Source organism: Phycicoccus sp. DTK01 (assembly GCF_017312765.1).
In the GTDB taxonomy this organism is placed as follows: Bacteria; Actinomycetota; Actinomycetes; order Actinomycetales; family Dermatophilaceae; genus Phycicoccus; species Phycicoccus jejuensis.
In genome coordinates this window covers 1-13387 of record NZ_BOPU01000012.1, presented here as the reverse complement: position 1 = coordinate 13387, position 13387 = coordinate 1, and the positions used below count along the sequence as shown (strand labels likewise).

15 protein-coding genes are annotated in these 13387 nt (G+C 74.6%); 11 read left to right on the top strand and 4 right to left on the bottom strand.

The features are described 5' to 3' along the window. Positions 1 to 2 precede the first annotated feature (2 nt). On the top strand, positions 3 to 1388 hold the full coding sequence (locus tag J3473_RS17875) for a GH1 family beta-glucosidase (RefSeq protein WP_207025177.1): 1386 nt from the start codon (positions 3 to 5) through the stop codon (positions 1386 to 1388). Positions 1389 to 1407: 19 nt separating this feature from the next. Then, a complete protein-coding gene (gene lhgO, locus J3473_RS17870; protein ID WP_207025176.1) occupies positions 1408 to 2595 on the top strand; it encodes an L-2-hydroxyglutarate oxidase in 1188 nt (395 codons plus the stop codon). 90 nt (positions 2596 to 2685) lie between these two features. Here lhgO and J3473_RS17865 read toward each other — a convergent pair whose 3' ends face one another. From J3473_RS17865 to rplM, 4 genes are all read right to left on the bottom strand, one after another. Then, complete coding sequence (locus J3473_RS17865) at positions 2686 to 3111, bottom strand: Ohr family peroxiredoxin (protein WP_030529487.1); 426 nt, start codon at positions 3109 to 3111, stop codon at positions 2686 to 2688. A 68-nt stretch (positions 3112 to 3179) separates the two neighbouring features. Next, positions 3180 to 4526, bottom strand: a complete 1347-nt coding sequence (gene glmM, locus J3473_RS17860) for a phosphoglucosamine mutase (protein WP_207025174.1) — start codon at positions 4524 to 4526, stop codon at positions 3180 to 3182. Between the two features lie 116 nt (positions 4527 to 4642). Beyond that, positions 4643 to 5155 (bottom strand): 30S ribosomal protein S9, encoded by a 513-nt coding sequence (gene rpsI, locus J3473_RS17855; protein WP_030529485.1) that lies wholly within the window; start codon positions 5153 to 5155, stop codon positions 4643 to 4645. Then, complete coding sequence (gene rplM, locus J3473_RS17850; protein WP_030529484.1) at positions 5155 to 5598, bottom strand: 50S ribosomal protein L13; 444 nt, start codon at positions 5596 to 5598, stop codon at positions 5155 to 5157. The genes rpsI and rplM overlap by 1 nt, the downstream gene beginning before the upstream one ends. A 220-nt stretch (positions 5599 to 5818) precedes the next feature. Here rplM and J3473_RS17845 point away from each other — a divergent pair, with 220 nt between their 5' ends. The 9 genes from J3473_RS17845 to J3473_RS17805 form a co-directional block, all read left to right on the top strand. Next, positions 5819 to 6433: a helix-turn-helix transcriptional regulator gene (locus J3473_RS17845; RefSeq protein ID WP_030529483.1), complete on the top strand. Its 615-nt coding sequence runs from the start codon at positions 5819 to 5821 to the stop codon at positions 6431 to 6433. Further along, positions 6430 to 7719, top strand: a complete 1290-nt coding sequence (locus J3473_RS17840) for an MFS transporter (RefSeq protein ID WP_207025173.1) — start codon at positions 6430 to 6432, stop codon at positions 7717 to 7719. Before J3473_RS17845 ends, J3473_RS17840 begins: the two co-directional genes overlap by 4 nt. Positions 7720 to 7788: 69 nt before the next feature. Beyond that, positions 7789 to 8451 carry a hypothetical protein gene (locus tag J3473_RS17835; protein WP_207025172.1) on the top strand — a complete coding sequence of 221 codons (663 nt, stop codon included), beginning with the start codon at positions 7789 to 7791 and terminating at the stop codon, positions 8449 to 8451. A 19-nt stretch (positions 8452 to 8470) separates the two neighbouring features. Further along, positions 8471 to 8992: a sigma-70 family RNA polymerase sigma factor gene (locus J3473_RS17830; RefSeq protein ID WP_207025171.1), complete on the top strand. Its 522-nt coding sequence runs from the start codon at positions 8471 to 8473 to the stop codon at positions 8990 to 8992. Continuing rightward, positions 8989 to 9654, top strand: a complete 666-nt coding sequence (locus J3473_RS17825) for an anti-sigma factor (protein WP_207025170.1) — start codon at positions 8989 to 8991, stop codon at positions 9652 to 9654. Before J3473_RS17830 ends, J3473_RS17825 begins: the two co-directional genes overlap by 4 nt. A 109-nt stretch (positions 9655 to 9763) precedes the next feature. After that, the gene (locus J3473_RS17820) at positions 9764 to 10972 is read left to right on the top strand and encodes an iron-containing alcohol dehydrogenase (RefSeq protein ID WP_207025169.1); all 1209 of its coding nucleotides are present in this window, start codon (positions 9764 to 9766) and stop codon (positions 10970 to 10972) included. Further along, a complete protein-coding gene (locus tag J3473_RS17815) occupies positions 10969 to 12342 on the top strand; it encodes a sensor histidine kinase (RefSeq protein ID WP_051750712.1) in 1374 nt (457 codons plus the stop codon). The genes J3473_RS17820 and J3473_RS17815 overlap by 4 nt, the downstream gene beginning before the upstream one ends. Then, positions 12336 to 13019, top strand: coding sequence for a response regulator transcription factor (locus J3473_RS17810; RefSeq protein ID WP_306790197.1), 684 nt, complete (start codon positions 12336 to 12338; stop codon positions 13017 to 13019). Before J3473_RS17815 ends, J3473_RS17810 begins: the two co-directional genes overlap by 7 nt. Positions 13020 to 13145: 126 nt before the next feature. Next, a partial coding sequence (locus J3473_RS17805; protein WP_207025168.1) for a hypothetical protein occupies positions 13146 to 13387 on the top strand: 242 nt, incomplete at its 3' end.

The window sequence follows — 13387 nt, the reverse complement described above, 5'->3', positions numbered from 1 at the left end:
GCATGACGACCTCCGAGCTCACCTTCCCCGAGGGCTTCCTCTTCGGCGCCGCCACCGCGAGCTACCAGATCGAGGGCGCGACCAAGGAGGACGGCCGCGGCCAGTCCATCTGGGACACCTTCTCCGCGACCCCGGGCAAGGTCGCGAACGGCGACACCGGCGAGGTCGCGTGCGACCACTACCACCGGGTGCCGGAGGACGTCGCGCTCATGCAGCGCCTCGGGCTCGAGGCCTACCGGTTCTCCGTCGCGTGGCCGCGCATCCAGCCGGACGGCACCGGCCCCGCCAACCCCCTCGGGCTCGCGTTCTACGACCGGCTCGTCGACGAGCTGCTGGGCGCCGGCATCCGCCCGGTCGTCACGCTCTACCACTGGGACCTCCCGCAGGCCCTCGAGGACCGTGGCGGCTGGCGCTCCCGCGACGTCGCCGGCTGGTTCGCCGACTACACCGCCCACGTCGTCGGCGCGCTCGGCGACCGCGTCGTCAACTGGACCACGCTCAACGAGCCGTGGTGCTCCTCGATGCTCAGCCACTCGATCGGGGCCCACGCCCCCGGCCACCGCGACCCGATGGAGGGCCTGCTCACGGCCCACCACCTGATGCTGGCCCACGGCACCGCGGTGCCCGTCATCCGCGAGCACTGCCGCGACGCGCAGGTGTCGATCACCCTCAACCCGACCCAGGTCCACGGCCCGGCCGACCCCACGGAGGCCGACCTCGACGCCGTCCGCCGCGCCGACAACGCCCTCAACGGCGTCTTCTTCGGCCCGCTCTTCCACGGCGCCTACCCCGACGGGATGCTCGACGACGTCGCGCACCTCACGGACGGCTCGTTCGTCCACGACGGCGACCTCGCGACCATCGGCGCCCCGCTGGACAACCTCGGCGTCAACAACTACTTCCCCACCCGCGTGCGCGCCACGGCCGACGGCGACGAGCCGGTCGGCAACACCCACCTCCTGCCCGGCTGCGAGCGCGTCTCCGAGATCGACCCCCACCCGCCGGTCACGGCGATGGGCTGGGAGCAGTCGCCGGAGTCGCACCGGCTGATCATCGAGCGCTCCGCCCGCGAGTGCGGCCTGCCGGTCTACATCACCGAGAACGGCTCGGCCTGGGACGACACCGTCTCCCCCGACGGCGCCGTCCACGACCCCGAGCGCGTGGCGTACCTGCGCGACCACCTCGGCGCCGTCGCCGATGCGATCGAGGGCGGCACCGACGTCCGCGGCTACTTCGCGTGGAGCCTCCTCGACAACTTCGAGTGGGCCTACGGCTACGACAAGCGCTTCGGCATCGTCCACGTCGACTACGACACGCAGGTGCGGACCATCAAGGACTCCGGCCTCGAGTACGCGCGGGTCATCGCGGAGCACCACGGGCGCGGATGACGCCGGGAGTGGCCGACCGATGAGCCGCCGGGTCGTGGTCGTCGGCGGCGGGATCGTCGGCCTCGCCGTCGCCCACCGGCTCGTCACGGACGACCCCGCGGCTCGGGTCACCGTGCTGGAGAAGGAGTCCGGCTGGGCGAGGCACCAGACCGGGCGCAACAGCGGCGTCGTCCACTCGGGCCTGTACTACCCGCCGGGCAGCGCGAAGGCCCGCTGGTGCCGCAGCGGCGCGGCCGAGCTCCTGGTCTTCGCGCGCGAGCACGGGGTCGCCCACGCCGTCACCGGCAAGCTCGTCGTCGCCACCTCCCCCGACGAGCTGCCCCGCCTGGCCGCGCTCCACGACCGCGGGCTGGCCAACGGCCTCGCCGTGACCCGCCTCGACGCCGACGGCGCCCGCGCGCACGAGCCGCACGTCGCCGCCCTCGCAGCGCTGCACGTCCCCGAGACCGGGGTCGTCGACTACCCGGGCGTGTGCGCGGCGCTCGTCGACCGCCTCGCAGCCGCCGGCGCCGACCTGCGGGCCGGCACGGAGGTCGTCGGCGGGCACGACGGCGCCCGCGAGGTCGTGGTCGAGACCAGCCACGGGACGGTGGCCGCCGACCTCGTCGTCACCTGCGCCGGCCTGCGGACCGACCTCGTCGCCGAGCTGCTCGGGCACCGGCCGTCGGTGCGCATCGTGCCGTTCCGCGGCGAGTACCGCGAGCTCGCCCCGGAGGCGGCGCACCTCGTCCGCGGCCTCGTCTACCCCGTCCCCGACCCGGAGCTGCCCTTCCTCGGCGTGCACCTGACGCGAGGCGTCGACGGCCACGTGCACGCGGGCCCGAACGCCGTCCTCGCGCTCGCCCGCGAGGGCTACGGCTGGGGCGTGGTCCGGCCCCGCGAGCTCGCCGGGACGCTCGCGTACCCGGGCCTGTGGCGGCTGGCCCGCCGGCACGCCCGCAGCGGTCTCCACGAGGTCGCGCGCTCGCTCGACGCCCGACGCTTCGGCGACAGCCTGCGCCGGCTCGTCCCCGACCTGCGGGACGAGGACCTGCGCCCGGCCCCCGCCGGCGTCCGCGCCCAGGCGGTGCGCCCCGACGGCACGCTCGTCGACGACTTCCTCGTCGAGCGCTCCGGCCGCTGCGTGCACGTCCTCAACGCGTCCTCGCCGGCGGCCACCGCGGCGTTGGCGATCGCCCGACACAAGGCGGAGGCCAAGCGGGCTTAGGAAGACAAGTACCTCAATCAACTCCTTGGCTCACAGAACGGCCTCCTCCCGTCGTGACGGGAGGAGGCCGGTGGGGTGGTGCAGGGGGCGTCAGGCGGGCTTGCCGACGACGGTGACGTCGATGTTGCCGCGGGTCGCCTTGCTGTAGGGGCAGAACTCGTGCGCCTTGTCGGCGAGCGCCTGCGCGGTCTCCGCGTCGACACCCGGGATGGTCGTGACGATCTCGACCGCGAGGCCGACACCGGTGGCCGTCTCGCCGAGGGTGACGTCGGCGGTCGTCTCCGCACCGGTGACGTCGATGCCGTCCTGCTGCGCCACGTGCGCGAGCGCGCCGTTGTAGCAGGCGGCGTAGCCGGCCGCGAAGAGCGTCTCCGGGTTGGCGACCGGGTTCGAGGTGCTCGGCTTGCCCAGCTTCACGTCGACGGTGCCGTCGGCGCTCTTGGTGTGGCCGTCACGGCCGCCGGTGGAGGTGGCGGAGATGCTGTAGAACTTCTTGGTCACGGACTCGTGGGGCACGGAGGCTCTCCTTCGATGTCGACAGGTGGTCCCTCGTGCCAACCGAACCCCCGGCGCGGCCATTCCCGTCAGAGGGCCAGTCGCTCCTTGACGACCGCGCAGAGCCGGTCGCAGACCTCGCGGGCGTGCTCCTCGGTCGCGGCCTCGACCATGACGCGCACGACCGGCTCGGTGCCCGACTTGCGCAGCAGCACGCGGCCGGTGCCGGCGAGGGCCTCCTCCTCGGCGCGGACGGCGGCCTGGAGCTCCTCGTCGCTCTCGACGCGCGACTTGTCGACGCCCTTGACGTTGACGAGGACCTGCGGCAGGCGCGACATCACGGTCGCGAGCTCGGCGAGCGGCGTGCCGGTCTCGACGACGCGCGCCGCGAGCATGAGGCCGGTGAGGACCCCGTCGCCGGTCGTGCCGTGCTCGAGCATGATGACGTGCCCGGACTGCTCGCCGCCGAGGGAGTAGCCGGAGCGGCGCATCTCCTCGAGGACGTACCGGTCGCCGACACCGGTCTGGCGCACCTTGACGCCCTCGCGCTCCATCGCCTGGATCAGGCCGAGGTTGCTCATGACGGTGGCGACGAGGGTGTTCTCGCGCAGCACGCCGCGCTCCTTGAGGGCGACCGCGAGGACGGCCATGATCTGGTCGCCGTCGACCTCGCGGCCGTCGTGGCCCACCGCGAGGCAGCGGTCGGCGTCGCCGTCGTGGGCGATGCCGAGGTCGGCCCCGCGCTCGAGGACGGCCGCCCTGAGCCGGTCGAGGTGCGTCGAGCCGTAGCCGTCGTTGATGTTGAGGCCGTCGGGGTCGGTCCCGATCTCGACGACGTCGGCGCCGGCGAGCCGGAAGACCTCCGGCGAGACCGCGCTCGCGGCGCCGTGCGCGCCGTCGATGACGACGGTCAGGCCGTCGAGGCGGTTCGGCAGCGTGCGCAGCAGGTGCGCGATGTACCGCGCCTGCCCGGCGCGGTTGCTCTGGATGCGGCCGACCTCAGCGCCCTGCGGGCGGTCCCAGTCCTGGCCGATGCGGGCGGCGATCTCGTCCTCGACGGCGTCGGGCAGCTTGTGGCCGCCCTCGGCGAAGAACTTGATGCCGTTGTCGGGCATCGGGTTGTGCGACGCCGAGAGCATCACGCCGAAGGTCGCGCCCATGTCCGCGGTGAGGAAGGCGACCGCTGGGGTCGGCAGGACCCCCACGTCGTGCACGTCGACACCGGCCGAGGCCAGGCCCGCGGTGACCGCGGCGGAGAGGAACTCGCCGCTGGCCCGGGGGTCGCGGCCGACGACCGCGCGGGGGCGGCGGCCCGCCTGCCGGTCGGCGTCACCGAGGACGTGGGCCGCGGCGATGCTCAGGTCGAGCGCGAGCTCGACGGTGATGTCGCGGTTCGCGAGACCACGGACGCCGTCGGTGCCGAAGAGTCGGGACATGCTGGGGGCCTTTCGGTGGTGGGGCAGCGACCGAACCTACCGTGTGGCGGGCCGGGACACGGCGACGGCGGCACCCACGAGGGGTGCCGCCGTCGGCTCGTCGCGCGGGGCGCGGGTCAGCGCTTGCTGTACTGCGGCGCCTTGCGGGCCTTCTTGAGACCCGCCTTCTTGCGCTCGGGGACGCGGGCGTCACGGGTGAGCAGGCCGGCCTTCTTGAGCGCCGGGCGGTTCAGCTCCTCGTCGACCCCGTTGAGCGAGCGGGCGACACCGAGGCGGACGGCGCCGGCCTGGCCGGAGGGGCCACCGCCGTGCACGCGCACGAGGACGTCGTAGGCGCCGTCGAGCTCGAGGACCTTGAGCGGCTCGTTGACGATCTGCTGGTGGACCTTGTTCGGGAAGTACTGCTCGAGCGAGCGGCCGTTGATCTTCCACTCGCCGCTGCCCGGGACGATCCGGACGCGGGCGACGGCCTGCTTGCGGCGGCCGGTCGCGCCACCGGGCGCCGAGGCGCTCGGGCGGCGGGTCGACTCGGTCGCGACGGTGCCGTCGGACTCGGAGGTGTACTCGGTGACGGGGGCGTCGTTGACGTCCGTCCCGGCGGTCTCGTCGATCTGGGCGTTCTCGGACATCACTGGGCCACCTGGGTGATCTCGAAGGGCTTGGGCTGCTGGGCAGCGTGGGGGTGCTCGGCGCCGCGGTAGACCTTGAGCTTGGTCAGCTGCTGGCGGCCGAGGGAGGTCTTGGGGACCATGCCGCGGATGGCCTTCTCGATCGCCTTCTCCGGGCTCTTGGCGAGCAGCTCGGTGTAGGAGGTCGAGCGCAGACCGCCCGGGAAGCCCGAGTGGCGGTAGGCCTTCTTCTGCTCGGCCTTGGAGCCGGTCAGGGCGACCTTGTCGGCGTTGATGATGATGACGAAGTCACCGGTGTCGACGTGCGGCGCGAAGGTCGGCTTGTGCTTGCCGCGGAGCAGCACGGCCGCCTGGCTCGCGAGCCGACCGAGCACGACGTCGGTGGCGTCGATGACGTGCCACGCGCGGGTCACGTCGCCCGGCTTCGGGGTGAAGGTACGCATGAGAGTCCTCTTGTTGCGGGTCGGATGGCGTGTGCCGAGTGCTCCCGCGAGGGAGCGACGGCCCTCGTGACAGCGCACGGCACACCAGTCGTCCATGCTACGGACCCGTGCCCCGCTCCCCCAAATCGCCGGCGGACGCTCCCTGACCTGCGGCGATGCCGTCCACATCCTCTCTGCACGACTCTTGTGCAAACAAACTGTGCACAGGTAGTGTGCACACATGGCCTCTTCCGACCCCACCGACGACGGGCACCTGACCGGCCTGCGGCTCGACGCCGCGGCCCTGAAGACCCTCGCCCACCCGCTGCGCAGCCGCCTCCTCTCGGCCCTGCGGGTCGGCGGCCCGGCGACCGCCACCGACCTCGCCGCGGCGCTCGGCACCAACTCCGGGGCGACGTCCTACCACCTGCGCCGCCTCGAGGCGGTCGGCCTCGTCGCCGACACCGGCGACGGCGAGGGCAAGCGCCGGCTGTGGCGCGCCGCCACCGAGAGCCACCAGTGGGAGCCGAGCGACTTCGCCGGCGACGACGACGCCGAGAGCGCGCTCGGCTGGCTCCAGCGCGACTACTCCCGCCACCTCGGCGAGCGCTACGAGCGCTGGCTCGACGTCGAGTCGACGTGGCCGGTCGACTGGCGCGACGCGATGGGGATGGACGACTCGTGGGTCGTCGCCACCCCGGACCAGGCGCGGGCCCTGCGCCAGGAGCTCGACGACGTCGTCGCGCGCTACCGCCGCGTCGGCCAGGGCAACCCCTCGGCCCGCCGGGTCGCCGTCTACGCCGTCATGTACCCGGTCGACCTCGACCGCGCCCCGCGGGGTGGCGAGCAGCGATGAGCACGACGGCGTCGAGCACCGCCCCGCTCACCGCGCGGCAGGCGCTGCGCGTCCTCCTGCTGCTGACCTTCACCCGCTGGTTCCCCGTCGGGCTGGTCATCGGCGTGACGACGCTCCTCGCCCTCGAGCGCGGGATGTCGCTCGCGCAGCTCGGCGTCATCCTCTCGATGCAGGGCTTCGTCGTGCTCGCGCTCGAGCTGCCGACCGGTGGTTTCGCGGACGCCCTCGGTCGCCGCCCGCTCCTCGTGGCCTCGAGCGTCGTCGCGCTCGTGTCGGCGCTCGTCTTCGTCCTCGCGCAGACCTTCGCCGCCTTCTGCGTCGCGCTCCTGCTCCAGGGCGTCTTCCGGGCCCTCGACTCCGGGCCGCTGGAGTCCTGGTACGTCGACACGGCCCAGGCCGACGACCCCGACGTCCCCGTCGAGCAGGGCCTGGCCCGCGCCGGCACGGTCCTGGGCGTCGCCATCGCGCTCGGTGCCGTCGTCTCCGGTGGCGTCATCGCGTGGCACCCCGTGCGCGCGCTCACCGCGCTCGAGAACGCGTACTGGCTCTCCATCGCCTTCGTCGTCGTCAACCTCGTCGCCACGCTCGTCCTCCTGCACGAGCCGAGCACGCACGTCGACGCCCGCGGCGTGCGCCGCGCCCTCGACTCCGCGCGCGAGGCGCCCCGTGTCGTCGTGGCCGGCGTCCGGCTGCTCGGCCGCAACGGCGTCCTGCGGGCGCTCGTGCTCGTCGAGGTCTTCTGGAGCGTCGGGATGATCGCCTTCGAGACGTTCATGCCGGTCCGCCTCTCCGAGCTCGTCGGCGGCGAGACCGAGGCCGGCGCGCTCATGGGCCCGGTGTCCGCCGCGGCGTGGGGGCTGTTCGCGGCGGGTTCGGCGGCGGCCGCGCTCGCCGCCCGCCGGGTCGGCGTCACGTGGACGGCCATCGCCTCCCGCGTCCTCCAGGGCGGGTTCGTCGTCGTCATGGCCCTGATGACCGGCCCGGTCGGGCTCGTCACCGCCTTCTTCGTCGTCTACACGCTGCACGGCACCGCGGGCCCGGTCCACAGCACCCTGCTGCACCGCCAGGCCGACGCCGCCAACCGCACCACGGTCCTGTCGGTCAACTCGATGGTGGCCGGCGGCTGCTACAGCCTCGGCCTGCTCGTCCTGGGCCCGCTCGCCGAGGCGACGAGCACCGCGACCGGCATCCTCGTCGCCGGGGCCTTCAGCGTCCTCGGTGCGCTCTGCTACCTCCCCGCGCTGCGCCAGGAGCGCGCCGGAGCGGTGCCCTCGGTCGCCGGCTGAACCGACCGGGCCCCGCCGGCGTACCTCCCCTCGACGGCGGGAGGTACCCGCCGGCCCGAGGAGGACACCGTGGGACCACGCACCGCCCTGACCGTCGCCATCGCGAGCACCGCCGCCGTCGTCGCGGTGGCCGCCGCCTCGCCGAGCCCCGCGGCCGCCGACGGCGACCACGGCCACCGGCAGCGCGGCGCCGAGGTGCGGATCGTCGCCCCCGCCCGCCACGACGTCGTCGGCGTCGCCGGGCGCGCCTGGGCCGTCGACCTGCGCGTGACCGTGCACGGCCCCGACGCGCTGACCCGGTCCGCGTTCACGCCGCAGCTGACCGGCCCCGCCGCGCACGCGAGCACCGCCCCGTTCCCCGGCGCCTTCGCCGCGGGCGCCGACGAGGCGCTGCCGGGGCTCGTCGTCCTCGACTCGACGACCGCGGTCGGCGCCGGGGCGGGCCAGAACCTCGCGGGCCTGTTCAACCTCACGGCGCTCACCGACAACCGGCCCGACCGGGTGTCGGTCATGGACACGTGGATCGTCGGCGCCCCGTCCTTCGGCACGGGCACCCGCTCGACCATCCTCGCCGCGGTCGTCGCCGACCTCGACCACGACGGCCGCTACGACGACGCACCCGCCGTCGTCCCGGACGCGGACGGGGACGGCGACGTCGACGCCCGCGACCTGCGGGCACTCGGGCTGGCGTCCGAGGTCGCCTCGGTGGACTTCGTGGTCACCGGGCCCTGAACGGTCCACCATCACCCCCATGACCCCACCGGCGGACGAGGCCGCGCTGGCCACGGTGTACGCCGCGCACGCCCCGGCGGTGCGCGCGTACCTGCGGCGCCGCGCGGCCTCCCCGCAGGTGGCCGACGACCTGCTCCAGGAGACGTTCCTGCGGGTGTGGCGGACCATCGGACGGCTCGAGCCCGGGCGCGACGAGCGCGAGGTGCGGGCCTACGTCCTCACCGTCGCCCGCAACGTCGCGACGGACGCGTGGCGCTCCGCGGGCCGCCGGCCCGAGCTCCTCGACGACGGCTCGGTCCTCGAGGCCCTGGCCGGGGACGACGGCCTCGAGGAGGCCGTCGACGGCTGGCTCGTGGCGGAGGCGCTGCGGCGGCTGGCGCCGGCCCACCGCGAGGTCGTCCGGCTGCTGTTCCACGAGGGGATGTCGGTGCGCCAGGCCGCCGCCCGGCTCGGGGTGCCAGAGGGCACCGTGAAGTCACGGAGCCACTACGCGGTGCGCGCCCTGCGCGTCGCGTTCGAGGAGATGGGAGTGACCCGGTGACCGAGGACCACGACGAGCTGCGGCACCTGCTCGGGCCCTGGGTGCTCGGCGGGCTCGACGCCGCCGACCGCGCCCGGTTCGGCGCCCACCTCGCCGCCTGCGACGGGTGCCGGGCGGAGGTGGAGGCCTCCACCCCCGTGGCCGGCCTCCTGCGCCGTGTCCCGGAGGACGTGTGGGCCGAGCCCGCCCGGGCGACGACACCCGAGCAGGAGGTGGCCCCGCTCCTCGGCGCCGTGGCCGCGCGGCGCCGCGCCGCTCGCCGACGCGCCGTCGCCCTCGGCGCCCTCGCCGCGGCCGTCGCCCTCCTGGCCGGCGTCGTCCTCGGGGCGCGCCTGGCCGACGCCGCGTCGCCACCCGCCTCCACCACGGCCGTGACGCTCGCGTCCACCGTGGGCTCGGGCCCGAGCGGACGGGCCGACCTCGAGTCCCGCCCCTGGGGCACCCAGGTGGCGCTCGAGCTCGCCGACCTCCCCCGGACCGGCCGCTACACCCTCGTCGTCCACGCCACCGACGGCCGCCGGGAGACCGGCGCGACGTGGTCGGCCACCGACCGCGACGTCGTGCGCGTCGTCGGCGCGACGTCGCTCCCGGCGGGCCGCATCGCCACCCTCGAGGTCGTGTCGGCGGCGGGCGACACGCTCGCCGAGGGCCACACGACCTGACCGTTCGGAGAGGGGGTGGCCGGTCGCTGCCACGGGCCGGGCGGACGGGTGCGCGTCCCGGCCGAGCGGGCTACCGTTGCTGCCACCCGAGGGGTGCAGGAGGGCCGCGATGACGGCGCTGGACGGCAACGGAGCCGGGACGACGACCACGACGTGGCCGCTCGACGCCTCCGCGCTCGTCAAGTTCCAGGCCCCCGAGATCGTCTTCGGGATCGGTGCCCTCGCCGAGGCCGGCTACGCCGCCCGCCGGCTCGGGGCGCGCCGGCCGTTCGTCGTCACCGACCCGGGCATCGTCGAGGCCGGGTGGGCCCACGAGCTGCTCGGCCACCTCCGCGAGGTCGGCCTCTCCCCCGTCGTCTGCAGCGACGTCTCGCCCAACCCGCGCGACGTCGAGGTCGCGGCCGCGCACGACCTCTACCGGGCCAACGACTGCGACGTCATCATCGGCCTCGGCGGCGGCTCCGCGATGGACGCCGCCAAGGGGGTCGCGGTGCTCGCCGGCAACGGCGGCTCGATCCTCGACTACCGGGGCGTGGACCAGGTGCACCGCGAGATCCCGCCGCTGCTCATGGTGCCCTCGACCTCCGGCACGGGCGCCGACGTCAGCCAGTTCTGCATCGTCACCGACACCACGCGCCACGTGAAGGTGACGATCATGGGCCGCGCGCTCGTGCCCGACATCTCCATCACCGACCCGCGCCTGCTGACGACGATGCCCGAGTGGCTCAACGCGGCGACCGGCCTCGACGCGCTGACCCACGGCATCGAGGCCTTCGTCTCGCGGGCGCACAACGCACTCGCCGACGTCCACGCGCTCAACGCGGTCGGCCTCGTCAACCAGCACCTCGTGCAGACGATGCGGGCCCCCGACGACCCCGAGGCCCGCACCGGGATGGCCGAGGCGGCGCTCGCCGCCGGTCTCGCCTTCACCAACGCGATCCTCGGCGCGACGCACGCGATGAGCCACCAGGTCGGCGGGCTGCTCGACGCCCCGCACGGCGTCATCAACGGCATCCTCCTGCCGCACGTCATCCGCTACAACGCCGAGTCCTCCCCCGACCGCTTCGTGCCGCTCGCGCGCTCCGCCGGGCTGGCCGTCGACGGGATGCCGCCGGCCGAGGCCGCCGAGGCCCTCGCGGTGAAGGTGCGCGTCATGGCCGACGAGGTCGGGGTACCGCGGTCGCTGCGCTCGCTCGGCATCACCGAGGAGCACCTCGTCACGCTGTCGCAGAACTCGCTCGAGGACGCCTGCCTGACGACCAACCCGCGCCCCACGGACGCGGCCGACATCGAGCGCATCTTCCGGGCGGCGCTGTGACCGAGGGCGCGACGGACCTCTCGCGCCTGACCGGGGTGCGGTCCGGCAAGAACTCCTACTACCCGGCGTACGTGCGCTCCACCGAGCGCACCCAGCGCGCGGTGCGCGCGATGGACACGATCTCGCGGGCCGTCGTCCGCACCGTCGAGGGCCCGCGGGGGCTGCTCGAGGAGGTGGCGCGGGCCGCGGCCGACCACCTCGACGCCGACTGGGCGGTGCTGGCCCTCGCCGACAGCCACCTCGAGCGCGCGCGGCCCCGCTTCGTCGTCATCGGCCCGGACCGCCGCAGCGTCGGCGACCCCACCGAGGTGCCCGAGGCCGTGCGCCTCGAGCTGTCGGCGGTGCGCTCGGGCTACGCCGGGCCCTCGGCGCGCACCGACGTCTGGGTCCGCGTCCCGATGTACCTCGAGGGGCGCCGCGTCGGCGGGCTCGCCGCACGCCACGGGCTCCACGAGGAGCCGGAGCCGGAAGACCTCGCCGTGCTGCGCATCCTCGCCAACCAGGCGGCGGTCTCGCTGCACACGAGCGAGCAGTACCAGGCCGGGCTGTCGCTGCACCGGCGCGCCCAGCGGCTGCACGAGGAGGCACGGGCGCAGGCGCGCGACCTCGCGACACGCACGGCCGAACTCGAGGCGGCGGAGCACCGGCTCGCGGTCGCCGAGCAGCGCGAGCTCGTCGACGCCGAGCGGCACCGCATCGCCCGCGAGCTGCACGACAGCGTGACGCAGTACGTGCTCTCGGCGGGGATGGCCGTCGAGGTCGCGCGCGGGGAGGCCGAGGCGCTCGGCGCGCGGCAGGTCGGGGCGCAGCTGCAGACCGCGAAGTCGTTGACGCAGACGGCGGTCGAGCAGCTGCGCACCGCGATCTTCGCCCTGACCCGTCCGCACACCGACTCGGTCGCGTCGCTCGAGGACCTGCTGCGCGAGGTCGTCCACCACCACCGGCCGATGCTCGACATCCAGGTGCGCGTCGCGGGGCGGACGACCGCGCTCGGGCACGACGTGCACCACGAGGTCGCCCGGGTCGTCGGCGAGGCCCTGTTCAACGTCGTCACCCACGCCGGGGCGCGGCGCGCGGTCCTGCGGGTGCGGTGGATGCCGGACGCCCTCGTCGTGTCGGTGTCCGACGACGGCGACGGCGAGCCCGCCGCGCTGCGCCGGATGCTCCAGCTCGAGCGTCGGACGGTGCGAGACGGCCGGCACCAGGGCCTGGCCAACATGGACTCCCGTGTCCGGGGGCTGGGCGGGACGCTGGCCTTCCGTCGCTCGCGGCTGGGCGGCGTCCGGCTCACCTTCCGCGTCCCCCTGCCCGTCGTCCGGGTCCCCGCCGGGCTCGCTCCCCCGACCGCCGAGGAGGCCACGCCGTGCTGAGCACCGCCGACGTCCGAGACACCCCCGCCGACCGCGAGACCATCGGCGTCATGCTCGTCGACGACCACGCGATCGTCCGGCAGGGCCTGCGGTCCGTCCTGGAGCGCGAGCCCGACATCACCGTCGTCGCGGAGGCCTCCTCGCGCGGAGAGGCGCTGGCCGTCCTCGAGCGCGTGACCCCGCGTGTGGTCCTCCTCGACCTCAAGCTGTCGTCGTCGAGCGACACCGAGGGCCTCGAGCTCGCGCAGGCCATCAGCGCCGGCCACCCGAGCGTGGCCGTCCTCGTGCTGACGACGTTCCTCGACGAGCAGCTCGTCCTCGAGGCGGTGCGCGCGGGTGCACGCGGCTACGTCGTCAAGGACGTCGACACCGCGGCGCTCGTGCGCGCCATCCACGACGTGAGCAAGGGCGAGTCGGCGTTTGACGCACGGTCCGCGGCGGCGATGGTGCGCGGGATGCAGGCGCCGCCGCAGCCGGTCGCCCCGACCCTGTCGGCGCGCGAGGACGAGGTGCTCCAGCTCCTGGCACGAGGGTTGTCCAACAAGGAGATCGGCAAGCGGCTCTACATCTCGGAGACCACCGCGAAGTTCCACGTCGGCAACATCCTGCGCAAGCTCGAGGTGTCGGGGCGCGCCGAGGCGGTCTACGAGGCGACGAAGCGCGGGCTGCTCTCCTAGCGCCGAGCGATTTCGGTCGTGACTGCAGGACAGCGGTTTTCCACAGCCCCGGCTCGCGACGACCGTCGTCCACAGGTGCCCGTCCTGACCTGATGTCCTGTCGGTGGGCGGTGCCAGGATGGTCACATGTCAACGGGGACAGCCGAACTCGAGGAGCGCCGCTCCCGGCTCGAGGCTGCCCGGGACGCCCTGACCGGGCTCGACGAGGTCCTGACCGGAGCGTGCGGGGACGGGTTGGGTGAGCTGATGGAGCTGCTCGACGAGGTCGCCGCCCGCGCCTCCGCGGCGCGCGTCGTGGTCGCGCTGGAGGCCGTGCGGCGCGGGGAGGTCGCCGGGTCCGCCACCCACGCCTGGGTCCGGCAGCACGC

What these genes read in the sequence shown, in the direction of transcription:
- J3473_RS17875 (WP_207025177.1), top strand. Translation starts at nt 3, where the DNA reads ATGACGACCTCCGAGCTCACCTTCCCCGAGGGCTTCCTCTTCGGCGCC.
- rplM (WP_030529484.1), bottom strand. Translation starts at nt 5,598, where the DNA reads ATGCGTACCTTCACCCCGAAGCCGGGCGACGTGACCCGCGCGTGGCAC.
- lhgO (WP_207025176.1), top strand. Translation starts at nt 1,408, where the DNA reads ATGAGCCGCCGGGTCGTGGTCGTCGGCGGCGGGATCGTCGGCCTCGCC.
- glmM (WP_207025174.1), bottom strand. Translation starts at nt 4,526, where the DNA reads ATGTCCCGACTCTTCGGCACCGACGGCGTCCGTGGTCTCGCGAACCGC.
- J3473_RS17820 (WP_207025169.1), top strand. Translation starts at nt 9,764, where the DNA reads ATGACGGCGCTGGACGGCAACGGAGCCGGGACGACGACCACGACGTGG.
- J3473_RS17830 (WP_207025171.1), top strand. Translation starts at nt 8,471, where the DNA reads ATGACCCCACCGGCGGACGAGGCCGCGCTGGCCACGGTGTACGCCGCG.
- J3473_RS17840 (WP_207025173.1), top strand. Translation starts at nt 6,430, where the DNA reads ATGAGCACGACGGCGTCGAGCACCGCCCCGCTCACCGCGCGGCAGGCG.
- J3473_RS17845 (WP_030529483.1), top strand. Translation starts at nt 5,819, where the DNA reads ATGGCCTCTTCCGACCCCACCGACGACGGGCACCTGACCGGCCTGCGG.
- rpsI (WP_030529485.1), bottom strand. Translation starts at nt 5,155, where the DNA reads ATGTCCGAGAACGCCCAGATCGACGAGACCGCCGGGACGGACGTCAAC.